Origin of the sequence: Pseudomonas sp. PA-1-6B, assembly GCF_021609545.1 — a bacterium.
GTDB lineage: Bacteria > Pseudomonadota > Gammaproteobacteria > Pseudomonadales > Pseudomonadaceae > Aquipseudomonas > Aquipseudomonas fluorescens_BV.
In genome coordinates this window covers 56,617-80,608 of the sequence record NZ_WJZM01000010.1, presented here as the reverse complement: position 1 = coordinate 80,608, position 23,992 = coordinate 56,617, and the positions used below count along the sequence as shown (strand labels likewise).

The 23,992-nt window shown below is 61.6% G+C and carries 21 protein-coding genes; 10 read left to right on the top strand and 11 right to left on the bottom strand.

Annotated features, from left to right (window positions below; all coding sequences use genetic code 11):
- Positions 1–58: 58 nt before the first annotated feature.
- Positions 59–1,435, bottom strand: a complete 1,377-nt coding sequence (gene ffh / locus GIV35_RS07765) for a signal recognition particle protein (RefSeq protein ID WP_003193965.1) — start codon at positions 1,433–1,435, stop codon at positions 59–61.
- 232 nt (positions 1,436–1,667) lie between these two features.
- On the opposite strand from ffh, the gene GIV35_RS07760 reads away from it, so the two are divergent.
- From GIV35_RS07760 to GIV35_RS07750, 3 genes are all read left to right on the top strand, one after another.
- On the top strand, positions 1,668–2,480 hold the full coding sequence (locus GIV35_RS07760; protein WP_003193966.1) for a cytochrome C assembly family protein: 813 nt from the start codon (positions 1,668–1,670) through the stop codon (positions 2,478–2,480).
- A 12-nt stretch (positions 2,481–2,492) separates the two neighbouring features.
- On the top strand, positions 2,493–3,731 hold the full coding sequence (locus tag GIV35_RS07755; protein WP_105228310.1) for a transporter associated domain-containing protein: 1,239 nt from the start codon (positions 2,493–2,495) through the stop codon (positions 3,729–3,731).
- A 382-nt stretch (positions 3,732–4,113) separates the two neighbouring features.
- Positions 4,114–5,424, top strand: a complete 1,311-nt coding sequence (locus GIV35_RS07750; protein WP_003193968.1) for an MFS transporter — start codon at positions 4,114–4,116, stop codon at positions 5,422–5,424.
- A 114-nt stretch (positions 5,425–5,538) separates the two neighbouring features.
- Here GIV35_RS07750 and purT read toward each other — a convergent pair whose 3' ends face one another.
- The 5 genes from purT to GIV35_RS07725 all read right to left on the bottom strand — a co-directional run bounded on the left by purT (position 5,539) and on the right by GIV35_RS07725 (position 8,780).
- Entirely contained in the window at positions 5,539–6,720 is a 1,182-nt protein-coding gene (gene purT / locus GIV35_RS07745; RefSeq protein WP_054918313.1) for a formate-dependent phosphoribosylglycinamide formyltransferase, read from the bottom strand.
- A 70-nt stretch (positions 6,721–6,790) separates the two neighbouring features.
- A complete protein-coding gene (locus GIV35_RS07740) occupies positions 6,791–7,258 on the bottom strand; it encodes a preQ0 transporter (protein WP_003193971.1) in 468 nt (155 codons plus the stop codon).
- Positions 7,259–7,405: 147 nt separating this feature from the next.
- Complete coding sequence (locus tag GIV35_RS07735) at positions 7,406–7,621, bottom strand: DUF1289 domain-containing protein (RefSeq protein WP_105228314.1); 216 nt, start codon at positions 7,619–7,621, stop codon at positions 7,406–7,408.
- Positions 7,618–8,142: a gamma carbonic anhydrase family protein gene (locus GIV35_RS07730; RefSeq protein WP_223023349.1), complete on the bottom strand. Its 525-nt coding sequence runs from the start codon at positions 8,140–8,142 to the stop codon at positions 7,618–7,620. Before GIV35_RS07730 ends, GIV35_RS07735 begins: the two co-directional genes overlap by 4 nt.
- 35 nt (positions 8,143–8,177) lie before the next feature.
- Entirely contained in the window at positions 8,178–8,780 is a 603-nt protein-coding gene (locus tag GIV35_RS07725) for a CoA pyrophosphatase (protein WP_105228316.1), read from the bottom strand.
- Between the two features lie 147 nt (positions 8,781–8,927).
- Here GIV35_RS07725 and GIV35_RS07720 point away from each other — a divergent pair, with 147 nt between their 5' ends.
- From GIV35_RS07720 to nagE, 7 genes are all read left to right on the top strand, one after another.
- Positions 8,928–9,476 carry an NUDIX hydrolase gene (locus tag GIV35_RS07720; protein WP_105228318.1) on the top strand — a complete coding sequence of 183 codons (549 nt, stop codon included), beginning with the start codon at positions 8,928–8,930 and terminating at the stop codon, positions 9,474–9,476.
- Positions 9,477–9,512: 36 nt separating this feature from the next.
- The gene (locus tag GIV35_RS07715; RefSeq protein ID WP_014719790.1) at positions 9,513–10,016 is read left to right on the top strand and encodes a L,D-transpeptidase family protein; all 504 of its coding nucleotides are present in this window, start codon (positions 9,513–9,515) and stop codon (positions 10,014–10,016) included.
- Between the two features lie 262 nt (positions 10,017–10,278).
- Positions 10,279–11,025 (top strand): GntR family transcriptional regulator, encoded by a 747-nt coding sequence (locus tag GIV35_RS07710; RefSeq protein WP_032895423.1) that lies wholly within the window; start codon positions 10,279–10,281, stop codon positions 11,023–11,025.
- A gap of 22 nt (positions 11,026–11,047) precedes the next feature.
- Complete coding sequence (gene nagA, locus GIV35_RS07705; RefSeq protein ID WP_105228322.1) at positions 11,048–12,154, top strand: N-acetylglucosamine-6-phosphate deacetylase; 1,107 nt, start codon at positions 11,048–11,050, stop codon at positions 12,152–12,154.
- Complete coding sequence (locus GIV35_RS07700) at positions 12,135–13,157, top strand: SIS domain-containing protein (RefSeq protein ID WP_236265413.1); 1,023 nt, start codon at positions 12,135–12,137, stop codon at positions 13,155–13,157. Before nagA ends, GIV35_RS07700 begins: the two co-directional genes overlap by 20 nt.
- A 30-nt stretch (positions 13,158–13,187) precedes the next feature.
- On the top strand, positions 13,188–15,701 hold the full coding sequence (gene ptsP, locus GIV35_RS07695) for a phosphoenolpyruvate--protein phosphotransferase (RefSeq protein ID WP_236265415.1): 2,514 nt from the start codon (positions 13,188–13,190) through the stop codon (positions 15,699–15,701).
- 26 nt (positions 15,702–15,727) lie between these two features.
- Entirely contained in the window at positions 15,728–17,425 is a 1,698-nt protein-coding gene (gene nagE, locus GIV35_RS07690; RefSeq protein ID WP_105228328.1) for an N-acetylglucosamine-specific PTS transporter subunit IIBC, read from the top strand.
- A 115-nt stretch (positions 17,426–17,540) separates the two neighbouring features.
- Here nagE and GIV35_RS07685 read toward each other — a convergent pair whose 3' ends face one another.
- The 5 genes from GIV35_RS07685 to purL all read right to left on the bottom strand — a co-directional run bounded on the left by GIV35_RS07685 (position 17,541) and on the right by purL (position 23,763).
- Entirely contained in the window at positions 17,541–17,804 is a 264-nt protein-coding gene (locus GIV35_RS07685; RefSeq protein ID WP_105228332.1) for a DUF6124 family protein, read from the bottom strand.
- A 364-nt stretch (positions 17,805–18,168) separates the two neighbouring features.
- On the bottom strand, positions 18,169–18,615 hold the full coding sequence (locus GIV35_RS07680; protein WP_105228334.1) for a hypothetical protein: 447 nt from the start codon (positions 18,613–18,615) through the stop codon (positions 18,169–18,171).
- Positions 18,599–19,237, bottom strand: coding sequence for a DUF6036 family nucleotidyltransferase (locus GIV35_RS07675; protein WP_105228336.1), 639 nt, complete (start codon positions 19,235–19,237; stop codon positions 18,599–18,601). Before GIV35_RS07675 ends, GIV35_RS07680 begins: the two co-directional genes overlap by 17 nt.
- Before the next feature lie 313 nt (positions 19,238–19,550).
- Positions 19,551–19,862: an NGG1p interacting factor 3 protein, NIF3 gene (locus tag GIV35_RS07670; RefSeq protein ID WP_047711711.1), complete on the bottom strand. Its 312-nt coding sequence runs from the start codon at positions 19,860–19,862 to the stop codon at positions 19,551–19,553.
- A gap of 4 nt (positions 19,863–19,866) precedes the next feature.
- A complete protein-coding gene (gene purL, locus GIV35_RS07665) occupies positions 19,867–23,763 on the bottom strand; it encodes a phosphoribosylformylglycinamidine synthase (RefSeq protein WP_072447211.1) in 3,897 nt (1,298 codons plus the stop codon).
- Positions 23,764–23,992 lie beyond the last annotated feature (229 nt).

Here is a 23,992-nt window from a genome sequence, read left to right as displayed (position 1 = left end):
GCTGGAGATCCCACATCCCTGTGGGTCGGAGCGGGAGCTGGGCTCCCACTCGAATACTTTACATTTTAGGCATGCCGCCGCCGGGCAACATACCGCCCATGCCGCGCATCATCTTGGCCATACCGCCCTTGGCGGAGAACTTCTTCATCATCTTCTGCATCTGCTTGTGCTGCTTGATCAAGCGACCGATGTCCTGCACCTGGGTGCCGGAACCCATGGCGATCCGGCGTTTGCGCGAACCGCTGATCAGCTCAGGGTCGCGGCGCTCGGCCGGGGTCATGGAATTGATGATGGCTTCCATCTGCTTGAACTGTTTCTCTGCCGCGCCCTGGGCGTTGCCCATTTGCGCCAGGTTCACACCGCCGATGTTGGGCAGCTTGTCCATCAGGCCGCCGAGGCCGCCCATGTTCTTCATCTGTTGCAGCTGGTCGCGGAAGTCTTCGAGATCGAAGCCCTTGCCCTTCTTCAGCTTCTTGGCCAGTTTGTCGGCCTTGTCCTTGTCGAGTGTGGCTTCGGCCTGCTCGATCAGGCTGAGCACGTCACCCATGCCGAGGATGCGCGAGGCGATACGCTCAGGGTGGAACGGCTCGAGCGCTTCGCTCTTCTCGCCCATACCGATGAACTTGATCGGCTTGCCAGTAATGGCACGTACCGACAGCGCGGCACCGCCACGGGCGTCGCCGTCGACCTTGGTGAGGATCACGCCGGTCAGCGGCAGTGCGTCACCAAAAGCCTTGGCGGTGTTGGCCGCATCCTGGCCGGTCATGGCGTCGACCACGAACAGGGTCTCGACCGGGTTGATCGCGGCATGCAGCGCCTTGATCTCGCCCATCATCTCTTCGTCGATGTGCAGGCGACCGGCGGTATCGACGATGACCACGTCGATGAACTTGAGCTTGGCTTCTTTAATAGCCGCGTTGGCGATGTCGACCGGCTTCTGGCTCAGGTCGGACGGGAAGAAGGTCACGCCCACTTCGCCCGCGAGCATTTCCAACTGCTTGATGGCCGCCGGACGGTACACGTCGGCCGATACCACCATCACGGATTTCTTCTTGCGCTCTTTAAGGAAGCGCGCCAGTTTGCCGGCGGTGGTGGTTTTACCCGCACCTTGCAGGCCCGCCATCAGCACGACGGCTGGCGGCACGGCACTGAGGTTCAAGTCTTCGTTGGCCGCGCCCATCAGGCTTTCGAGTTCGGCCTGGACGATCTTCACAAAGGCCTGGCCCGGGGTCAGGCTGCGGGACACTTCGGTGCCGACCGCACGCTCCTTGACCGAGTTGACGAAGTCCTTCACCACTGGCAAGGCCACGTCGGCTTCCAGCAACGCCATGCGCACTTCACGCAGGGTGTCTTTAATATTGTCCTCGGTCAGCTTGGCCTTGCCGGTAACGTGGCGCAGCGTCTGCGAGAGACGGTCAGTCAAGTTTTCAAACATGCGCGATCCTTTCAGGCCCTACTCATCGAAATGCAGGTAGACCGAGGTAATGGCGGCCCAGGCTCTGGCAAATCGCTATTAATCACAGCGCTCGGCGAGCCTGCGGCATGGGCAGGTCGCGGATTATAGCGAAGACTGCGCCCATGCACACCCGCTGTCTGGCCCGGGAGTCTTTCTTGCAGCGCAGGTGTGTGCCAAACTCAACGCCTTTCGGGCTTGCCTACCAGGATTTATGCTCCCCTTGTCACCCAGTTTGCTACCCAGCCTCGCCGCCGCCATCCTGTATGCCGCTGCGACCCTCTATCAGGGCACTCGTCTGGCCCAAGGCGCCAAAGCGGACAAACGTCTGCTCGTCGGCCTTGGCGTGCTGGCCCTGCTGGCCCATGCCGCCAGCCTGTTCACCCACCTGATGACCCCGGTCGGCCTGGGCCTGGACTTTTTCAGCGCCGCCAGCCTGATCGCCGCGGCCGTCATCGCGCTGACGCTGCTGGCCTGCTACCGGATTCCGGTGGAGAACCTGCTGGTGCTGCTATTCCCCCTGGGAATGCTCACGGTGCTGCTGGCGCAGTTCACCCCCACCGGCACCGTACAGGTGATCGACGAGGAGCCGGGCATCCTCGCCCACATCCTGCTGTCGATCCTCGCCTACGGCATGTTCACCATCGCGGTGTTCCAGGCCCTGCTCCTGCTGCTGCAGGATCACCAGCTCAAGCACAAGCACCCGTCCGGGCTGATCAAGAACTTCCCGCCGCTGCAAACCATGGAAAGCCTGCTGTTCGGGTTCCTGTGGGCCGGCTGGACCCTGCTGTCGCTGTCGCTGATCTCCGGCTGGCTGTTCGTCGAAAACCTGTTTGCCCAGCACCTGGTCCATAAAACCTTGCTGGCGTGCCTGGCCTGGGTCGTGTTCAGCGTGCTGCTGTGGGGACGCAACCGCCTCGGCTGGCGTGGGCACAAGGCCATCCGCTGGACCCTGGCCGGTTTCTGCCTGTTGATGCTGGCCTATTTCGGCAGCAAGCTGGTTCGCGAATACATCCTGCATATCTGACGGGCAGTGATCATGGACAACTTGCCCTTAGGGCCGATGCTCGCCGTAATTGCCCTGCTGATTCTATGGGCAGCACTGTTTACCGCCATTGAAGCCGCGCAACAACACCTGCTGGCCCTACGCCCTGGCACACGCCAGGGCGACAAGGCGGCCGCACGCCTGAGCTTCCCGCGCCATAGCCTGATCCTGTGCAACAGCCTGTGCCGCGCCGCCGTGGTGATTCTCTGCACCCTGCTGGCGATCTATGCCTGGGCAGAGAACGGGCCCTGGCTAGGCTGGCTGATTTCCTGCGCAGGGCTGCTGGTGCTGGCCGACTACCTGCCCCGTACCCTGGCTACCCGTCACCCCCAAGCAGTGCTGGGCTTTGGCAATACATTGCTGGGCGTGCCGCTGAAAATCCTTTACCCGCTGGCCTGGCTGCTCAATGGCATCAGCCAGCTGTTATTGCGCCCGTTTGCGCGCAAATCCGGCGTGGTGAAAAACAGCGACGAGCCCCTGCCCGACCATGATGACGACCCACAGCCCGACACCGACGCCGACCGCATTCCCGGCCTGCCCGGTATCCATGCCCTGGACAACATCACGGTCAACGACATCCTGGTGCCGCGCAGCGAAGTGGACGGCATCAACCTTGATGAGTCGATAGAAGACATCATCGAACAGTTGCGCACCTCGCCGCGCACCCGCCTGCCCGTGTTCCACAGCGACATCAACCAGGTGCAGGCCGTGCTCAATACCCGGCAGATCCAACACCTGCTGCCCGACGCCAGCCTGACCAAAGAGGCCCTGCTCGCCGCCTGCCACGAGCCTTACTTCGTGCCGGAAAGCACGCCGTTGCAGCTGCAACTGCTGAATTTCCACAAACAGCAGCGGCGCCTGGGCATGGTGGTGGACGAGTATGGTGAAGTGCTGGGCATCGTCACCCTGGAAGATATTCTGGAAGAGATCGTCGGCGAGTTCGAAAGCGATCAGGCGCTGGATAACCCGCATATCGAAGCCCAGCCCGATGGTCGCTACATCATCGACGGTGCTGCCTCGATCCGTGAACTGAACAAGAGCCTGGGCTGGCACCTGCCCAGCGACGGCCCCAAGACCCTCAACGGCCTGGTGACCGAGGCGCTGGAAACCATTCCCGATTGCGCGGTATGCCTGAAAGTCGGCCGCTATCGCCTGGAAATCCTCGAGACCGAGGACAACCGGGTGAGCAAGGTGTTGATCTGGCATACCAGCCGTGTGCCGGTGGCCGCCTGACCTCAGCAGGCTCAACCCGGTCAATGTGGGAGCTGGCTTGTGTGGGAGCCGGGCTTGCCCGCGATGCAGGCGCTTAGGGGTGTCAGTCACACCGCAGTGATGCTATCGCAGGCAAGCCAGCTCCCACATTGATCCAGTTCCAGGCCATAGATCCTCACCAGCCCCTTGTTGGATCCTTAGCCCCCTTCCTATAATCCCTGCGGCTTACCCAAGCCCCGCCCGACCGCGTGCTATCCGCACCCAGCGTGTCCTGGCACCGCCTTACCATGTCCGACCGGTGTTTGCTCCCATCCCGAGCCGCCCCGCGCACAGCCCTGATCCATGGGTGTTCGACCAATAATAATCCGCGTCCAAACGCGCAATAACCGTCAGGGATAACGTCATGAGCACCACCTACCAAGAGGCTGCGAGCGCCGCACCTGCCAACTCGACCGCCCGCGTCGCCACCGCGAGCATCGTCGGCACCGCCATTGAGTTCTACGATTTCTACATCTACGCCACGGCTGCCGCCCTGGTGATCGGCCCGGTGTTCTTCCCACAGACCTCCGGCACCGCGCAGATGCTGGCATCGTTCCTGACCTTCGGTATCGCTTTTATCGCCCGCCCTCTGGGGTCGGCGTTGTTCGGTCACTTCGGTGACCGTATCGGCCGTAAATCAACCCTCGTGGCTTCACTGCTACTGATGGGTGTATGTACTACCCTGATCGGCTTGCTGCCGGGCTACGACAGCATCGGTGCCTGGGCGCCGATTCTCTTGTGTGTCTTGCGTTTCGGCCAAGGCCTCGGCCTGGGTGGGGAATGGGGCGGCGCGGCCTTGCTGGCGACCGAGAATGCCCCCAAGGGCAAGCGCGCCTGGTTCGGCATGTTCCCGCAACTGGGCCCGTCGATAGGCTTCCTGGCGGCCAACGGCTTGTTCCTGATTTTGGCCATGAGCCTGAATGACGAGCAATTTCGCAGCTGGGGCTGGCGCATTCCGTTCATCCTCAGCGCCGCACTGGTGATGGTGGGCCTGTATGCACGCCTGAAACTGCATGAGACGCCGGTGTTCGCCAATGCAGTGGCCAAGGAAAAACCAGTGAAAGTGCCGCTGGTGGAACTGTTCAGCCAGCATTGGCTGCCGGTACTGCTGGGCGCCGCGTCGATGGTGGTGTGCTATGCGCTGTTCTATATCACCACGGCGTTTTCGTTGAGCTACGGCGTTTCCACCTTGGGCTACAGCCGTGAAACCTTCCTCGGCCTGCTGTGTTTCGCGGTGCTGTTCATGGGGCTGGCGACACCGCTGGCCGCCCTGGCCAGTGATCGCTACGGGCGCAAGCCGGTGCTGATTGTCGGCGCGGTCCTGGCGATTCTGTCGGGCTTTACCATGGAGCCGCTGCTGACCCATGGCTCGACCTGGGCCGTGGCGCTGTTTCTGGCGTTGGAGCTGTTTTTGATGGGCGTGACCTTCGCACCGATGGGCGCCCTGCTGCCGGAATTGTTCCCGACCCGCGTGCGTTATACCGGCGCATCGGCCGCCTATAACTTGGGTGGGATCGTGGGGGCCTCGGCGGCGCCGTTCTTCGCGACCAAGCTGGTGGCGATGGGTGGTTTGAGTTATGTCGGAGGATATGTATCGGCGGCCGCGTTGCTGAGTTTGATTGCGGTGCTGTGCCTGAAAGAGACGCGGGATAACGACTTGAACAAGGTCGCCTGATAGACCGCTATCGCAGGCAAGCCAGCTCCCACATTTGATTGGGTTCACATATTTTGATGTGTGAATGCTTTCTAATGTGGGAGCTGGCTTGCCTGCGATAGACGCGACGGGGTTTTAGAGCTCTACAACAACTGCTTGGGAAGCACGGGTCGCCTTGGCCCGAGCCGCTTCAATCGACTCATCCCGCGCCAGTGCCACGCCCATGCGGCGCTGGCCGTTCACTTCAGGTTTGCCAAACAGACGCAACGCTGTATCCGGCTCGCTCAGCGCGGCGCCGAGGTTGGCGAATGCGGTCTGGGTGGACTGCCCTTCCACCAGGATCACCGCCGACGCCGAAGGCCCGAACTGACGGATCAATGGGATCGGCAGGCCGAGGATGGCGCGTGCGTGCAAGGCAAACTGCGACAGGTCCTGGGAAATCAGGGTCACCAGGCCAGTGTCATGGGGGCGCGGCGACACTTCGCTGAACCACACTTGATCGCCCTTGATGAACAATTCCACGCCAAACAAGCCACGGCCACCCAAGGCTTCGGTCACGGCTTTGGCAACACGCTCGGACTCTGCCAGGGCAATCGGGCTCATGGCCTGCGGCTGCCAGGACTCCTGATAGTCGCCCTTCTCCTGGCGATGGCCCACCGGCGCGCAGAAAGTGGTACCGCCGATGTGGCGCACGGTCAGCAGGGTGATTTCGTAGTCGAAGTCGATAAAGCCTTCGATGATCACCCGGCCCTTGCCGGCACGCCCGCCTTCCTGGGCGTAATCCCAGGCTTTCTGCACGTCGTCGGCGCTGCGCAACAGGCTCTGGCCCTTGCCCGACGAACTCATCACCGGCTTGACCACGCAAGGGAAACCCAAGTCCTGGACGGCCTTGCTGTAGTCTTCGAAGGTATCGGCGAAGTGGTACGGCGAGGTCGGCAGGTCCAGTTCTTCGGCGGCCAGGCGACGAATGCCTTCACGGTTCATGGTCAGCGAAGTGGCACGGGCGGTCGGGATGACGGTAAAGCCTTCGGCCTCCAGTTCCACCAGGGTGGCGGTGGCGATGGCTTCGATTTCCGGCACGATAAAGTGCGGCTTCTCCGCCTCGATGACCGCACGCAGCGCCGCGCCGTCGAGCATGTTGATCACATGGCTACGGTGCGCCACCTGCATGGCCGGCGCATTGGCGTAGCGATCCACGGCAATCACTTCAACGCCCAGGCGCTGCAGTTCGATTACCACTTCCTTGCCCAGCTCACCGCAGCCACACAGCAAAACGCGGGTCGCGGTTGGCGACAATGGAGTTCCGATTCGGGTCATCTCAGGTCCTCAGGGGAGCGGATCATGGGGGAGAAAGGCCGGCATTTTACATGAACTGTAAAAATTGGCCTCAGTTGGCGACAGCCCGCCGGCGGATACGCCAGGCCATGATCAGCCAGACCACGGTGACACCGGCGAACTTGGACACCAACGCCGTGCCCGCCACCGCCGGCGTCAGTGCGCCGATCAGGCCGAAAAAGATAAAGGTATCGAGGGGAATGCTCAGCGCCGAACTTATCCACAGGCGGTCATGCAGCGGGCGTTTGGTGATACTGAACACCAGCCAGTCGATGCACTCGGACACCGCAAACGCCGTAGCGCTGGCCAGGGCGATGGACGGGTCGGAGGTGATATAGGAGAGCACCAGCGCCGCGAGCATGGCGATGATTGCGCCATGGCCGAAGCGGGTTTGCACCATATCACGCAGGATAAATACCAGGCCACCCCAGGCGGACCAGATGACGTCCAGGTGTGGGGCGGTGGAGAAGGCGAAGTTGATCAGCACGACACTGCTGATATAGGCGATCAGGAAAAACATGGAGGATGGACCTGTGGGCAATGCCGCACAGGGTACACAATTACAAGGAGGTCGTCTGGCAGGGCCTCATCGCAGGCAAGCCAGCTCCCACATTTGAAGGTACTCACACATCAAGGGTGGGAGCTGGCTTGCCTGCTATAAGGCCTGTCAGGCGCCAGATTTCCCAGGGGTCATCCACACCATCCCACTCGCCACCGCCCGCTCATGGCACAACCCCAGCACCACCCGGCGCTCGGCGTTGTCCATGCGGCTCCAGCGCGTAATCTCATCCACATTGCGCTGGCAGCCGGTGCAGATATCGTCATCATCCAGCGCACAAATGCTGACGCAGGGCGAGGCGACCGGCCGTTCAATCGTGCTCATTCCTGCTGCTCAGCCAGGTCACGGGCATAACGCTGCGAGTTATGCACATAGTGCGCGGCGCTGGCTTCGAGCATGCGCTTTTGCGCCTCGGTCAGCTCACGCACCACTTTGCCTGGCGAGCCCATGACCAGCGAGCCATCGGGAATTTCCTTGCCCTCACCGATCAGCGAGTTGGCGCCGATGATGCAGTGCTTGCCGATCTTGGCGCCATTGAGGATCACTGCGTTGATACCGATCAAGCTGTAATCGTCGACGGTGCAGCCGTGCAGCATGGCATTATGACCAATGGTCACGCCGGTGCCGAGGGTCAGCGGGTAACCCATGTCGGTGTGCATCACGCTGCCGTCCTGCACGTTGCTGTTCTTGCCGATCAGGATCAGCTCGTTATCGCCACGCAACACCGCGTTGAACCAGACGTTGGCGCCCTCCTCCAGCTTGACCTTGCCCACCAGCGTGGCATTGGGTGCGACCCAACTGTTGGGATGGGTCTCAACGCGTGCGTCGCCCAGGCGGTATTTCATGGTTTTTCCTCACGGCATGCCATTTGAACGATGGCTTATAGATTGATGAAGCTCTTGGGCGGCTGGTGCAGGCTGATTTTGGCATCGTCATAGAGCAGGTTGATCAGCTCGACGATCATGATTGCCGTCAGCCCCCAGATTTTGTATTCGCCGAACCTGTAGCTTGGCACGTACCAACTACGGCCCTGGTAATCAATGCGGTGGGTATGTTCGCGCGGGTCCTGTCGGAAAAAGTCCAAAGGCACACTGAAAACGGCGGCAATCTCGGCGTCGTTGGCCAGGTATTCGACGTAATCGGGGATCACGCCCACATACGGCGTTACGCGGATGCCGTGCAGGGAAATCAGCGGGCTCAACGGGCCGATGACTTCAACCAGCCCCGGCGGCAGGCCGATTTCTTCTTCGGCTTCGCGCAAGGCGGTAAAGATCAGGTCCGGGTCTTCGGGGTCGCGGCGCCCGCCGGGAAAGGCCACTTCGCCACCGTGGGTCGACAGGCCGCTGGCGCGCAGGGTCAGGATCAGCTCGGGTTCGTCACTGCGGGTAACCGGCACCAGCACCGCAGCCTCGGGGAAACGCCCGTCGGTTTCCAGGGTGTGGGGGGTGTGGTTGCTTACCCGGCGAAGTAGCTCGTCCAGCATGAGTCATCTCGGTCTGTTGGCTACCTTGCATCATGCACCAAAGCGTGCGAGCGCCCAACCCCAAAACCGCAGCGCTGTCGCGAAACGACAACTTGCAGGAACGCCCGGCACCGAGCCAAGATGTGCCCATTGTCCAGGAACCCCAGCATGAATTTCTGCAGCCAGTGCGGCAAACCGGTAACCCAACGCATTCCCGAAGGCGACGCACGCCTGCGCTATGTATGCGACCACTGCTCGACCATTCATTACCAGAATCCCAATATCGTCGCCGGTACCGTGCCGGTATGGGGCGACCAAGTGCTGCTGTGCCGCCGCGCCATCGAGCCACGCCTGGGTTATTGGACCCTGCCCGCAGGCTTTATGGAAAACGGCGAGACCGTCGAGCAGGCCGCCATGCGTGAAACCCTGGAGGAAGCCTGCGCCCGGGTGCGCAACCTGAGCCTCTATACCCTGATCAACGTGCCGCACATCAGCCAGGTGCATGTCTTCTACCGCGCCGAACTGATCGACCTGGACTTCGCCGCTGGCCAGGAGAGCCTGGAAGTGAGGCTGTTCGACGAAGCCGATATCCCTTGGTCCGAGCTGGCTTTCCGCACAGTCGGGCGTACCTTAGAATGCTTCTTCGCTGACCGTCGCCAACAGGCGTACCCGGTACGTAGCGAATCTGTGCCACCGCTGTCCAAGCCCGCCCAATAACAAGCCGGCCAATGTCGCCAAAGGGATACCGTTTCAATGCGTTGGTTGCTTGCTCTGATCTGCCTGTCGTTCGCCACGCTGTCCCCGGCCTCCACGGTGCAAACCCTTGGTGGTAAAACGGTCGAGAAAGTCCTGGTACTCAAGTCCGCCCACCAGTTGCAGCTGATCAACGACGGCAAGCCGTTCAAGACCTATCGCATTTCCCTGGGCAAGAACCCCAAGGGCCACAAGCTGATCGAAGGTGACCGCCGCACGCCCGAAGGCCTCTACTGGATCGACTGGCGCAAGACTAGCGACCGCTTCAACCTGGCCATGCACATCTCCTATCCCAATATCAGCGACGCCGCCCGCGCCCGCCGCGAAGGCGTAAAGCCGGGCAGCATGATCATGATCCACGGCACCCCCGACACCGAAGACTACCCGGAACAGTGGTTCCACACCCTGGACTGGACCGACGGCTGCATCGGCATGCGCAATGTGGATATGCGCGAAGTGTGGAATCTGGTCAAAGACGGCACCCTCATCGAGATTCGGCCGTAATCGCGTGCCGTTCGTAAAATAATTCGAAAATAATTCCTGCCCCAGGCAGCACCCGCCGGTGAATACCAGTTCACCGCGCGGGACCCTGCACTTGTGCGCGCAATAAAGACCTCTCTAATACCACTTGATACCAAGCCCCATTAAAGCGCCCTGAAACCGGGATTTGCACCGTTTTGGTAGCATTGACATGGTATTTAAGTGGTATTAGTTTTCGGCCATTACCGGGCGACAACATTCCAATAACGCATCGGAAACCTGACAGATGAATCCCATCCTGGCCCTGCGCCCCGACGACAAGCAGTCCACGCCGCTGTACCTGCAACTGGCCCGCAGCCTTGAAGCAGCAATCCATGCCGGCCAGTGGAAATCCGAGCAGGCCCTGCCTTCGGAACGCGCCCTCAGCGAGCAGTTGAGCATCTCGCGGGTCACCGCCCGTAAAGCGCTGGAAGTGTTGCTGGCTCAAGGGCTGATCCGTCGCAGCCAAGGCTCCGGCACTTTCATTACGCCGCGCCTGGAACAACCCTTGTCGCGCCTGTCGGGGTTCAGCGAAATGCTGCGGCTCAAGGGGTTTGTGCCCACATCCCAGTGGCTGGAGCGCGACATAACCCCGCCAACCCACGAAGAACTGATCCGCCTGGGCCTCTCGCCTACAGACAAAGTGGCGCGCCTCAAGCGCCTGCGCAAAGCCGACGACACGGTAATGGCGATTGAAATGACCGCCATGCCGGCCTCGGTGTTGCCCCATCCCCAGGCCATCGGCAATTCGTTGTACGAATACCTGGAAAGCATCGGCAAGCCCATCGTGCGCGCCTTGCAGCATATCCAGGCGATCAATGCCTCGGACGAGTTCGCCGCGCTGGTCGGCATCGCCCCCGGCACCGCCATGCTGCTGATGACCCGCGTGGGCTACACCGCCGACAACACGCCGATTGAAATCACCGACACCTACTGCCGCAACGACTACTACGACTTCGTCGCAGAGCTGCGCCGCCATGACTACTCCGCCTGAATGCGAACTTAGAGAACTGCCCATGACTGAAGACAATATCCTCACGCCCAGCGGCTGGATGCGTGGTCGCCTGGTGCATGAGCACGGCAAGGTTGTCGCCATTGACGGCACGCCGTGCGACCCGGCCGACAACGACCTTCCGTACCTGCTGCCGGGCTTTATAGACCTGCACGTACACGGCGGTGGCGGCGCGGACATCATGGAAGGTGCGGGTGCCTTCGAGACTATCACCCGTACCCACGTACGTTTCGGCACCACCTCGCTGCTGGCCACCACCATGACGGCACCGGTGGAAGAAATCTCCCGGGTGCTCGGTGAACTGGGCAGCTTCTGCGAACAACGCCCCGTGGGCAGTGCGCGGGTGCTGGGCGTGCATTTGGAAGGGCCCTACATTAACCCCGGCAAACTCGGCGCCCAACCCAACTTCGCCCACACCGCGTTGATGCAGGAAGTGGAAGCCTACCTGCGCCTGGCGCCGATCCGGGTGATCACCATCGCCCCGGAAATCGCCGGCCACGACGGCCTGATCCGCGCCCTCAGCCAACGCGGCGTGCGCATGCAGATCGGCCATACCCTCGGCAGCTATGAAGAAGGCGTTGCCGCCCTGGCCGCTGGCGCCACCAGTTTCACCCATTTGTACAACGCCATGAGCCCGCTGCATCACCGCGAACCCGGCATCGTCGGCGCCGCGTTGGCCCACGCCCAGTACGCCGAGCTGATCCCGGACTTGCTGCATGTGCACCCTGGTGCCATGCGCGTGGCCCTGCGCTCGATCCCGTGCCTGTACTGCGTGACCGATTCCACCGCCGCCGCCGGTATGCCCGATGGCGAATACAAGCTGGGCAGCCACACCGTGACCAAATGCCTGGGCGGCGTGCGCCTGGCCGACGGCACCCTGGCCGGCAGCACCCTGACCATGGACCAGGCGCTGCGCAATCTGGTGAAAATCGGCCTGCCCATCAGCGAAGCCTCACAACGCCTGTCGCAATTTCCTGCGGACTACCTGGGCCTGGAAGAACGCGGCCGCCTGCAACCGGGCAGCTTTGCCGACTGCGTGCGTCTGGACCGCTCCCTGACACTCACCGACGTAATGGTCGAAGGAGACACCATTGACTTCAAAAATGCTTGAAGAGGCCCTGGCCTCCTGCGACGCCGTCGCGGCCCAACTGCAACGCCTGGACCCGATGCTGGAAGAAGTCGCCGGCCGCCTGCGCCGCCAGCCGCCGCAAGTGGCGATGACCATCGCCCGCGGCAGCTCCGACCATGCCGCCAGTTACTTCGCCTACCTGGCCATGCAACACGTGGGCATTCCGGTGGCGTCGCTGCCGATGTCAGTGGTGACCCTGTTGCAGGCGCCGATGAAAGTCAGCGGCCAGGTGGCGTTTGGTTTCTCCCAATCGGGGCAGAGCCCGGACCTGGTCAACAGTCTGCGCTTGTTGCGCAAGCGTGGTGCCTTGAGCATCTCGCTGGTCAATGCCGAAGACTCACCGCTGGAAGCCGCGTGTGAATTTCATGTGCCGCTGTGCGCCGGGCCGGAACTCAGTGTGGCCGCCACCAAGAGCTTTATCGCCACCCTCAGCGCCAGTGCGCAGTTGATCGGCCACTGGAATCAAGAAGCCGACTTGCTGCAAGCCTGTCAGGCCTTGCCCGAAGGCCTGCGTGACGCCGCCAGACAGGATTGGCGCCAAGCGGTCGACGCCCTTAAAGGCAGCCAGCGCTTGATGGTGATCGGTCGGGGCGCCGGGTTTGCCATCGCCCAGGAAGCCGCGCTCAAGCTCAAGGAAACCTCGGCGATCCAGGCCGAAGCCTTCAGCAGCGCCGAAGTGCGCCACGGGCCGATGGCCTTGATCGACGAAAACTACCCCCTACTGGTGTTCGCCCCACGCGGAGCCGAGCAGGCCGGCCTGTTGAGCCTGGCCGCCGACATGCGCCAACGCGGTGCTCGCGTGTTGCTGGCTGCGCCGGACGATATCACCGAACGCGACCTGACGCTGAGCCGCGCCGAACACCCGAGCCTGGACCCGATCCTGGCGATCCAGAGCTTCTACGTGATGGCCGCCGGCCTGGCTGAGGCACGGGGCATGGACCCGGACCAGCCGCGCCACCTGAGCAAAGTCACCCGCACGCACTAAAGCGGCGTTTTCCTGATGAGTACCGTGCCCATGCCCAACAACAATAATCCATTGACCTTCAGCGCCCCCTTGAGTGGGCCGGTGCTGGCCCTGAACCGCGTCCCCGACGAAGTGTTCGCCAGCGGCGCCATGGGCGACGGTATCGCTATCGACCCGTTGAACGATTGCCTGCAGGCACCCTGTGACGGCGTGATCATCCACGTCGCGCGCACCGGGCACGCCCTGACCATCCGTGCTGATAACGGTGCCGAAGTACTGATGCATGTGGGCATCGACACCGTGGAGCTCAATGGCGAAGGCTTTGCCTTGCTGGTGAAGGACGGCGCACGGGTGAGCGAGGGTCAGCCGTTGGTGCAGTTTGATCTGGACCGCATCGCGCGCCAGTGCAAGAGCCTGGTGAGCCTGATCATCCTGACCAACAGTGACCGCTTTGAGCTGACGCCCGTGGCGCTGAAGACGGTCAAGGTCGGTGAGCCGTTGCTGCAGATTGCTGCGCGCACCACCACTACCGCCCAAGCAGCTGTGGATAACTCCAGCGTTGAGGCCAGCGCCAGCGTACGCATTACCCATCGAGGCGGTTTGCATGCACGCCCTGCCGCCCTGATCCGCAAGACCGCCCAGGGTTTCAGCAGCCAGTCGCACCTGCACTTCGCTGACAAATCGGCGTCGTGCGACAGCCTGATTGGCTTGATGGGCCTGGGCATCGGCGAAGGCGACGAAGTGCGGGTGAGTTGCCGTGGCCAAGACGCAGAGGCGGCGTTGCAAGGGCTGGTCGCAGCGCTATCCGTGGCGGTCAGCGAAGCCCATCACGCCCCGGTAGCTACTGCTGCGCCACGTCGCGCCAGTGTGGAAGCCGATGTACTGCAAGGCGTTTGTGCAGCGCCCGGCCTGGTGTGCGGGCCACTGTTCCGCCTGACCGGCATCGAGCTGCCCGAAGACACCGGCGACCATAGCGCCGACGAACAACAGCAGCGCCTCGACACGGCACTGGAGCAGGTGCGTGACGAAATCCGTAGCACCCTCGACCATGCCCGCCAACGCAAGAATGTTGAGGAAGAAGACATCTTCGCCGCTCACCTTGCACTGCTCGAAGACCCGGCGCTGCTGGAAGCGGCCACCGACGCCATCGCCCACGGCAGCGCTGCCACTCACGCCTGGCGTGATGCGATCCAGGCCCAGTGCGCCGTGCTGTTGGCGTTGGGCAAGCCGTTGTTTGCCGAGCGCGCCAACGACCTGCGCGACCTGCAACAACGCGTATTACGGGCCTTGCTGGGTGAGGCCTGGCACTTTGAGTTACCCGCCGGCTCGATTGTCAGCGCCCATGAACTGACCCCATCAGACTTGCTGCAACTGAGTGAGCAGCAGGCCGCGGGTATCTGCATGGCCGAAGGCGGCGCCACGTCCCACGTCGCGATTCTTGCCCGAGGTAAAGGCTTGCCCTGCGTGGTCGCACTCGGTGCCGAGGTACTGGATGTACCTCAGGGCCAACGCGTGGTGCTGGACGCCATCAATGGCCGCCTGGAACTGGCCCCTACCGATGCGCGCCATGCTGAAGTGCACCAGATACGCGACGCGCAAAAACTGCGTCGCCAGCAACAGCAGGCCCAGGCACAACAACCGGCACGCACCCGCGACGATGTGAGCATTGAAATCGCCGCCAATGTTGCTTCCAGCAGCGAGGCCCAGGTGGCGTTTGAAAACGGTGCCGATGGCGTCGGCCTGCTGCGCACCGAATTCCTTTTCGTCGACCGCCGTACCGCGCCGGATGAGCAGGAACAGCGCCAGGCTTATCAGGCCGTATTGGATGCCATGGGCGACAAGTCGGTGATCATCCGCACCATCGACGTGGGCGGCGACAAGCAGCTCGACTATTTGCCGCTGCCAATCGAGGCCAACCCGGTGTTGGGCCTGCGCGGTATTCGCATGGCCCAGGTGCGTCCGGAACTGCTCGACCAGCAACTGCGTGCCCTGTTGCTAGTCTCGCCGCTGGCGCGTTGCCGCATCCTGTTGCCGATGGTCAGCGAGGTGGATGAACTGCTGCAGATTCGCCAGCGCCTGGATGAACTGTGCGCCGAGTTGGGTTTGAGCCAGCGCCCCGAACTGGGGGTGATGATCGAAGTGCCCGCCGCTGCGCTGATGGCTGAACAGCTGGCCGAACATGCGGACTTTTTGTCCATCGGCACCAATGACCTGTCCCAGTACACCCTGGCCATGGACCGCGACCACGCAGGCCTGGCCGCGCGCGTCGATGCGCTGCACCCGGCCTTGCTGCGGCTGATCGAGCAAACCTGCGCCGGTGCGGCGAAACACGGGCGTTGGGTCGGCGTGTGCGGTGCGTTGGCCTCTGACCCGCTGGCCACGCCGGTACTGGTCGGCCTGGGCGTCACCGAGCTGTCGGTGAGCCCGCCGCAGATCGGAGAGATCAAGGACCGCGTTCGCCATCTGGACGCGGCGCAATGCCGGCATCTGAGCCAGGAACTGCTCAACCTGAGCAGCGCCCAGGCCGTTCGCCAAGCCTGTCAACACCACTGGCCGCTGAGCTGAAAACAACAAGAATAGGGAGACACGCCATGTACCAACACTTTATCGAAGGCCTGCAACGCCTGGGCCGTGCACTGATGCTGCCGATCGCGATCCTGCCGATTGCCGGGCTCTTGCTGCGCCTGGGCGACACCGACTTGCTCAACATCGCGGTGATGCACGATGCCGGCCAGGCGATCTTCGCCAACCTGGCGCTGATCTTCGCCATCGGCATTGCCGTGGGCTTTGCCCGTGACAACAACGGCACTGCGGGCCTGGCCGGGGCGATTGGTTACCTGGTGATGATCTCCACGCTCAAGGTGATGGACACCACCATCAACATGGGCATGCTCGCCGGTATCGCCAGCGGCTTGATGGCCGGTGGGCTGTACAACCGCTTCAAGGACATCAAGTTGCCGGAGTACCTGGCGTTCTTCGGTGGGCGGCGGTTTGTGCCGATTGTCACCGGGTTCAGCGCGGTGGGCCTGGGCGTGATTTTCGGCCTGATCTGGCCCCCGATCCAGCACGGCATCAACAGCTTCGGCGTGCTGTTGATGGAAAGCGGCAGCCTCGGTGCGTTCGTGTTTGGCGTGTTCAACCGCCTGCTGATCGTCACTGGCTTGCATCACATCCTTAACAACATGGCGTGGTTCGTGTTCGGCAGCTTCACCGACCCGGTAACCGGCGCGGTGGTCACGGGCGACCTGACCCGCTACTTTGCCGGCGACCCCAAAGGCGGCCAGTTCATGACCGGCATGTTCCCGGTGATGCTGTTCGGCTTGCCCGCGGCGTGTCTGGCGATGTACCGCAATGCGTTGCCTGAGCGGCGCAAAGTGATGGGCGGGATCTTCCTGTCGATGGCGCTGACCTCGTTCCTCACCGGGGTGACCGAGCCGATTGAATTTGCCTTCATGTTCCTGGCGCCCTTCCTGTACCTGATTCACGCACTGCTCACCGGCCTGTCGATGGCGGTCACCGACCTGCTGAATATCCACCTGGGCTTTACCTTCTCCGGTGGGTTTATCGACATGGTGCTGGGTTGGGGCAAGTCCACCAATGGCTGGTTGGTGGTACCGGTGGGCTTGGCTTACTCGGTGATCTACTACACGGTATTCAGCTACTGCATCCGCCGCTTCAACCTGAAGACGCCGGGCCGGGAAGATATCCAGGTGGTGCAGGCCGAAGCGATGAGTGATAACCAGCGGGCTACGGCTTATATCCAGGCGTTGGGCGGCGCCGAGAACTTACTGAGTGTGGGTGCTTGTACTACGCGGCTGCGCCTGGACATGGTGGATCGCAACAAGGCGGTGGATGCAGAGTTGAAAGCGCTGGGTGCCATGGCTGTGGTTCGGCCGGGTAACGGCGGCAGTTTGCAGGTGGTGGTCGGGCCGATGGCCGATAGCATTGCTGATGAAATTCGCTTGGCGATGCCAGGGTTTGTTGCCGCAGCGCCTGTAGCGGTTGAGCCTGTGGATAAGCCCGTGACGGTGAATGTGCAGGAGGCCGAGAAATGGCTGAATGCGCTGGGTGGCCGGGGGAATGTAAGGTATCTGGAAGCGGTGGCGATGACCCGGCTGCGGGTGGAATTGGGGGATGATTCGCGGTTGTCTGAGGCTCAGCTCACTGCGCTCGGTTGCCAGGGTGTGAGTCAGCTTGAGAGCGGTGTTTGGCACCTGTTGATGGGTGACAAGGCGTCGGGGTTGGGTGAAGCGTTGGAGCGGTTGGTGACTCGCCCGATCAACGCCTGATATCCCCTGTGGCGAGGGAGCTTGCTCCCGTTGGGCTGCGCAGCGGCCCCAAAAATCCTGGGAGCGCTTCGCACTCCAGCGGGAGCAAGCTCCCTCGCCACAGAGTGTGGTGTATTCAGTTACTGGCGGGTACTTCGTGTAGATCCAGTACTCGATCCACCATCAACTGAATGCCCTCCACTATCCGATGAATCCCTAGCACCGCATCACGGTGCGGGCCGTCGATTTCAAAAGCCAGATTACCCGCCAGTGCCTGTACGGATGCCAGGTCTTCGGAGGCGTTGGCGAGCAGGGTTTCGCTGTTCAGGCAGCTTAGGACGGTGAAGATTTGGTCGGTGGGCAGGGAGTCAGATGGGGGATTTGGGCTGTCTTTGATCATGGTAAACCTCTGGTGTGAAGTAAGAACTACCAGCATCACTTGCAGATGATGGGTGGCAGCTGTGTGCGGGCCTGCAAGACCGAGAGTCACCAGCAAGTCTCGGTAGACCCGAAGGTCTCCCGCACACAGCCGCCATAAATGGCGACCATGAAAAAGCGCCGCAATTATAAAGGCGCTTGTGACTAACTGGTGAGGTTTCGGCGGGCTTGCAGTCCCGGTCACTGAATTGGCAGCGACTCGAGAAGGTTAGTTGTGCGAGTTCCGACGGACAACCTGAAAGGCTTGTCGGAAATCTCCGAGAACTGAAGACATCGCAAACAGCAAAAACCCGGACTAAGCCGGGTTCTTTGATAGCTATCTATACCTAGGCAGACGCCGCACGCTGTTCGGCTTCATAGTGGCGGGTCTGAAAAGGCATCAAGGTCTGAACCTTCAAACCCAGCCCCTCACTTAATCCCCAGGACATTGCCAGTTCGTCACAACGACTGCGCAACGCAACAGCGCCTTGGGATTTCACGTATTGCTTTGAGGCTGAGAACAGTTCAAGCGCCTTCAACGCTTCCTTTACCCGACTATCGGTCGCACACGAAAAGCGTGTGAAGCGCTCAAGCAAATAGCCTGCGCGACGAAGCTCTACCTCACTGGAGTGCTCCTGAATGAACGCCCTCACCTCGCCCACAAGATTCGTATCCGAATACCACACAGCTTTCGCTGCACTGACCAAGGCAGCATCATCAGCCTGATTCAAGGGGCTTTTGACCAGTGTGTCCAAGGCGGACGAGAGGACCGGACCGTTAAAGGGCTTCGCCATCTGCAGTCTCCAGATAATCGTGCAAGATATTGGTCAGTATGGATCTGGGTGGCTCTTTGTTGCCAACATACATATCAATCGCCTGCAATGCCAGCTGACGGAGCTCAGCGGTCACTATGAAGCCAGCCCTGAGCAACGCCATGATGTCATCTACATCCTGATCAGTGGCTCTGCCCAATTTGGAGATTGCAATGTCGATAGGCGCAGCTACATGAAGATGCAGCGCAGATTCAAGAGGAAACTCTTCCAGGGGAATACTTCGCTCCCAGTAGTCTTCGTGGAGCGGACCAAAGCTAGTGTTGTATTGGAGGTCATAGTTCAGCTCCATGACACGGCCAGACTGCTCATCGAAAAACTGTTCTGGAAACTCTGCAAGCAATGTTCGTAGGCGCAGCGTGTCCTGAGTATTTGCGCAATAAATCTCCGCATCCACGTCCGTGGACACACGGTGGTGGGTATATAAATGAACAGCACAACCACCGAATACAATGACCTGGACCGCGCCCGGACTGGCGCCTTCGAGCGTCAATTCCATTTCAATGGATCTGAACATTGAAATCAGAGCTTGCCCTAGCGCAGAGCTGGTATTGAGGCGAGGAACAACGAAATCTGGAATTTGCATATTGAATTTCAAACCGTACGCAAGATCATTGCTGGACGGGTCTTGAATTCAAGCCCCGATCACTGAGTTATCAGCGACCGATTGAGGCTAGGGAGACAGGTTCCGAGGGACAACCTGAAAGGCTTGTCGGAAAGTTCTGAGGCGCTTGCGCCGACGCCATCGCAGGCAAGCCAGCTCCCACATGGGATTGATGTATGGTCTGACAACTGGGCCAAATGTGGGAGCTGGCTTGCCTGCGATTGGCATTTACAACCAACAAAAAACCCGCTGACCAAACTGGCCCAGCGGGTTTCTTGTTTACACAATTAACGAATCAAAAATCCGCCAACTGCCACACCTCATACGCAGGTGTCTCATAGGGATGGCTGAGCTTCAACGCAGCCACAGCGGCCACGATCAATTCATCTGCCACCACCAACTCAACCTTCCACTCTTCAACTACTTCAACCTGGCCCACCTGCCCGATAAACGGCTGACTGCCGTCCAAGGCGCGGAATTGGCCCTGGCCCAGCACTTGCCAGGCGCAGCTGTCGTAGTCGCCGATGCGCCCGCCGCCAGCGGTGAAGACGGCGGTTTTCACCGTCTCCACATGGCTGTCGGGCACGAAGAAGGCGAGCTTGTACACGGCCTTAGTTCACCCACACGCGAGCGTTGCGGAACATGCGCATCCAGGCGCCGTCTTCGTTCCACTCTTCCGGACGCCACGAGTTCTGCACGGCGCGGAACACGCGCTCCGGGTGCGGCATCATGATGGTCACGCGGCCGTCGCGGCTGGTAAGGCCGGTGATCCCGCGCGGCGAGCCGTTCGGGTTGGCCGGGTAGCTTTCGGTGACCTTGCCGTGGTTGTCGACGAAACGCAGGGCTACGGTGCCGGACAGGTCGGCTTCAAGCAGCGCTTCTTCGCTGCTGAATTCGGCGTGGCCTTCACCGTGGGCGATGGCGATTGGCATGCGCGAACCGGCCATGCCCTGCAGGAAGATCGAGTTGGACTCCTGCACCTGCACCATGGCGACACGGGCTTCGAACTGCTCGGAACGGTTACGCACAAAGTGCGGCCAGAACTCGCTGCCCGGGATCAGTTCGCTGAGGTTGGACATCATCTGGCAACCGTTGCACACACCCAGGGTAAAGCTGTCGTTGCGTTCGAAGAAGCCCTGGAACGCATCGCGGGCACGGCTGTTGAACAGGGCCGACTTGGCCCAGCCTTCACCGGCACCCAGCACGTCGCCGTAGGAGAAACCACCGCAGGCCACCAGGCCTTTGAACTCGTTGAGGTCAACGCGACCGGCGAGGATGTCGCTCATGTGCACGTCGATCGCATTGAAGCCGGCGCGATCAAACGCCGCGGCCATTTCCACCTGGCCGTTGACGCCCTGCTCACGCAGTACGGCAACTTGTGGACGAATGCCCTTCTTGATGTAAGGCGCGGCGATGTCCTGGTTGACGTCGAAGCTGAGCATGGTGCTCAGGCCCGGGTTGTCTTCTTCCAGGATCACGTCGAATTCCTGCTCGGCGCAGTCGGCGTTGTCGCGCAGACGCTGGATCTGGTAGCTGGTCTCGGCCCACTGGCGTTGCAGCAAGCGGCGCTGACCGGTAAAGACCGTGTCGCCGTTGAAGGAGATATTGACTTCGCCGTTGTTGATCGGCTGGCCAATCACCGCCACGCACTCGGCCAGGCCAGCGGCGCTGAACTGCGCGAGCACGTCTGGGGTCGCGTCCTGGCGTACCTGGATCACTGCACCCAACTCTTCGTTGAACAGGATGCCGTTGATTTCGGCAGCATCCTCGGCAACGCTGTCGAGCACGATGTTCAGGCCGCAGTGACCGGCGAAGGCCATTTCGACAACGCTGGTCAGCAAACCACCGTCGGAACGGTCGTGGTAAGCCAGCAGATGGCCGTCGGCGTTGAGGCCCTGGATCACGGCAAAGAAGGCCTTGAGGTCTTCGGCGTCGTCGACGTCCGGAGCCTGTTTGCCGAGCTTGCCATGGGTTTGCGCCAGGATCGAAGCGCCCATGCGGTTCTGGCCACGGCCCAGGTCGATCAGGATCAGGTCGGTGGTACCCTTGTCCATGCGCAGTTGCGGGGTCAGGGTCTGGCGGATGTCGGTGACCGGCGCAAAACCGGTGACGATCAGCGACAGCGGCGACGTGACGCTCTTGTCGGTGCCGTCTTCGTTCCAGCGGGTGGCCATGGACATGGAGTCCTTGCCCACCGGAATGGTGATACCCAGTTCCGGGCACAGCTCCATGCCGACAGCTTTGACCGTGTCGTACAGGCGCGCATCTTCACCTGGGTGGCCGGCAGCGGACATCCAGTTGGCCGACAACTTGATGTCGGACAGCTTGCCGATACGCGAGGCCGCGATGTTGGTGAGGGTTTCACCAATGGCCATGCGACCCGACGCCGGAGCGTCCAGCAGGGCCAGCGGCGTGCGCTCGCCCATGGCCATGGCTTCACCGGTGTACACGTCGAAGCTGGTGGCGGTGACGGCAACGTCGGCGACCGGCACCTGCCATGGACCGACCATTTGGTCACGGGCAACCAGGCCGGTGATGGTGCGGTCGCCGATGGTGATCAGGAAGCTTTTGCTCGCCACGGCCGGATGGTGCAGCACGCGTTCGATGCTGTTGGCCAGGTCCAGCGTGCTTGGGTCGAAATCATCGCCCAGCTCGCTTTCACGTACCGCCGAACGGTGCATGCGCGGGGCCTTGCCCAGCAGCACTTCCAATGGCATGTCCACCGGGCTGTTGCCGAAGTGGCTGTCGGTGACGGTCAGTTGCGGCTCGGCAGTAGCTTCGCCGACCACGGCAAACGGGCAACGCTCGCGTTCGCAGATGGCCTGGAAGCGTGCGAAGTCTTCAGGACCGACGGCCAGTACGTAGCGTTCCTGGGATTCGTTGCTCCAGATTTCGTGCGGGGCCATACCCGGCTCGTCGTTTGGAATGTTGCGCAGTTCGAAACGGCCACCACGGTCGCCATCGTTGACCAGTTCCGGGAAGGCGTTGGACAAACCGCCGGCGCCGACGTCGTGGATGAAGCTGATCGGGTTCTTGTCACCCAACTGCCAGCAACGGTCGATGACTTCCTGGCAGCGGCGCTCCATCTCAGGGTTTTCGCGCTGTACGGAAGCGAAGTCCAGGTCGGCCGAGCTGGTGCCGGTGGCCATGGAAGAGGCCGCACCGCCGCCCAGGCCGATCAGCATCGCCGGGCCGCCGAGCACGATCAGCTTGGAGCCGACCAGAATCTCGCCTTTCTTGACGTGCTCTTCACGGATGTTGCCCATGCCGCCAGCCAACATGATCGGCTTGTGGTAGCCGCGCACTTCATCGCCACGCGGGGTGGTGATGGACTGCTCGAAGGTCCGGAAGTAGCCGGTGAGCGCCGGGCGCCCGAACTCGTTGTTGAACGCGGCGCCGCCCAACGGGCCTTCGATCATGATGTCCAGCGCGGTGACGATGCGCTCAGGCTTGCCGTACGGCACTTCCCACGGCTGTTCGAAGCCCGGAATCTGCAGGTTGGACACGGTGAAACCGGTGAGGCCCGCCTTGGGCTTGGCACCACGGCCGGTGGCGCCTTCGTCACGGATTTCGCCGCCCGAACCGGTGGCTGCGCCCGGGAACGGGGCAATCGCGGTCGGGTGGTTGTGGGTTTCAACCTTCATCAGGATGTGCACCGGCTCCTGCACCGCGCCGTACTGGCGGGTTTCCGGGTCCGGGAAGAAGCGACCGGCGACGGAGCCGACAATGACCGAGGCGTTGTCCTTATAAGCCGACAAAACGCCTTCGCTGTGCATCACGTAGGTGTTCTTGATCATGCCGAACAGGCTTTTTTCCTGGCTTTGGCCGTCGATGTCCCAACTGGCGTTGAAGATCTTGTGACGGCAGTGCTCGGAGTTGGCCTGGGCGAACATCATCAGTTCGATGTCGTGAGGGTTGCGCTTCAAGCCGGTGAAGGCGTTGACCAGATAGTCGATCTCGTCTTCGGCCAGGGCCAGGCCCAGCTCGGTGTTGGCCTTCTCGAGGGCGGCACGGCCACCGCCCAGCACGTCGATCGCGGTGAGCGGCTTGGGTTCGGCGTGGCTGAACAGGCCGGCAGCCTGTTCCAGCTGGCTGACGATGATCTGGGTCATGCGGTCGTGCAGGCTGCTGGCGATCAGCTCGGCTTCGGCATCGCTGAACTGGCCAGCGACGTAAAAGGCGATCCCCCGCTCCAGGCGCTGGATTTTATCCAGGCCGCAGTTGCGGGCGATGTCGCTGGCCTTGCTCGACCAGGGCGAGATGGTGCCGAACCGTGGCAGAACCAGGAACAAGCGGCCAGTCGGCTCTTGAACGGGAACGCTTGGGCCGTACTTCAGAAGGCGTGCCAGCACTTGCTGTTCGTCGGCGGTCAAGACGCCGGTTACGTCGGCGAAGTGAGCAAATTCAGCGTACAGGCCTGTAACAGCTGGAACCTTCTGGCTCAGTTGCTCAAGGAGTTTGCTGTGGCGAAAGGCAGAAAGGGCAGGAGCGCCGCGCAGGATCAACATCTTCGGGACAGCCTCGGGAAGGGGTGTGCTTTGAGGCCGTGCATTCTAGCGTAAACCTTCGCCAACGGCACCCGAAACGCTACCGGTGGCCGCCGCCGAACGTCAGTTGGCACGCTTTGCCTGCGATCATGGCGTTATCCAGGGCATTGGGCGCAGTTATTTTAACCGTCACAATCGCTCGCCAAGCCCCGTTTCTGCGGGCTGCAGCACAGTTTTACGCTGGCTAGCA

Bases quoted from the DNA above. Each gene is read 5' to 3' on its own strand.
- GIV35_RS07740 (WP_003193971.1), bottom strand. From the start codon at position 7,258: ATGTTTTTCCTGATCGCCTATATCAGCAGTGTCGTGCTGATCAACTTC.
- GIV35_RS07675 (WP_105228336.1), bottom strand. From the start codon at position 19,237: ATGCAAATTCCAGATTTCGTTGTTCCTCGCCTCAATACCAGCTCTGCG.
- purT (WP_054918313.1), bottom strand. From the start codon at position 6,720: ATGACCCGAATCGGAACTCCATTGTCGCCAACCGCGACCCGCGTTTTG.
- GIV35_RS07730 (WP_223023349.1), bottom strand. From the start codon at position 8,142: ATGAAATACCGCCTGGGCGACGCACGCGTTGAGACCCATCCCAACAGT.
- GIV35_RS07720 (WP_105228318.1), top strand. From the start codon at position 8,928: ATGAATTTCTGCAGCCAGTGCGGCAAACCGGTAACCCAACGCATTCCC.
- GIV35_RS07755 (WP_105228310.1), top strand. From the start codon at position 2,493: ATGGACAACTTGCCCTTAGGGCCGATGCTCGCCGTAATTGCCCTGCTG.
- nagE (WP_105228328.1), top strand. From the start codon at position 15,728: ATGTACCAACACTTTATCGAAGGCCTGCAACGCCTGGGCCGTGCACTG.
- ptsP (WP_236265415.1), top strand. From the start codon at position 13,188: ATGCCCAACAACAATAATCCATTGACCTTCAGCGCCCCCTTGAGTGGG.
- nagA (WP_105228322.1), top strand. From the start codon at position 11,048: ATGACTGAAGACAATATCCTCACGCCCAGCGGCTGGATGCGTGGTCGC.
- GIV35_RS07710 (WP_032895423.1), top strand. From the start codon at position 10,279: ATGAATCCCATCCTGGCCCTGCGCCCCGACGACAAGCAGTCCACGCCG.
- purL (WP_072447211.1), bottom strand. From the start codon at position 23,763: ATGTTGATCCTGCGCGGCGCTCCTGCCCTTTCTGCCTTTCGCCACAGC.
- GIV35_RS07725 (WP_105228316.1), bottom strand. From the start codon at position 8,780: ATGCTGGACGAGCTACTTCGCCGGGTAAGCAACCACACCCCCCACACC.
- GIV35_RS07750 (WP_003193968.1), top strand. From the start codon at position 4,114: ATGAGCACCACCTACCAAGAGGCTGCGAGCGCCGCACCTGCCAACTCG.
- GIV35_RS07760 (WP_003193966.1), top strand. From the start codon at position 1,668: ATGCTCCCCTTGTCACCCAGTTTGCTACCCAGCCTCGCCGCCGCCATC.
- GIV35_RS07715 (WP_014719790.1), top strand. From the start codon at position 9,513: ATGCGTTGGTTGCTTGCTCTGATCTGCCTGTCGTTCGCCACGCTGTCC.
- GIV35_RS07735 (WP_105228314.1), bottom strand. From the start codon at position 7,621: ATGAGCACGATTGAACGGCCGGTCGCCTCGCCCTGCGTCAGCATTTGT.
- GIV35_RS07680 (WP_105228334.1), bottom strand. From the start codon at position 18,615: ATGGCGAAGCCCTTTAACGGTCCGGTCCTCTCGTCCGCCTTGGACACA.
- ffh (WP_003193965.1), bottom strand. From the start codon at position 1,435: ATGTTTGAAAACTTGACTGACCGTCTCTCGCAGACGCTGCGCCACGTT.
- GIV35_RS07685 (WP_105228332.1), bottom strand. From the start codon at position 17,804: ATGATCAAAGACAGCCCAAATCCCCCATCTGACTCCCTGCCCACCGAC.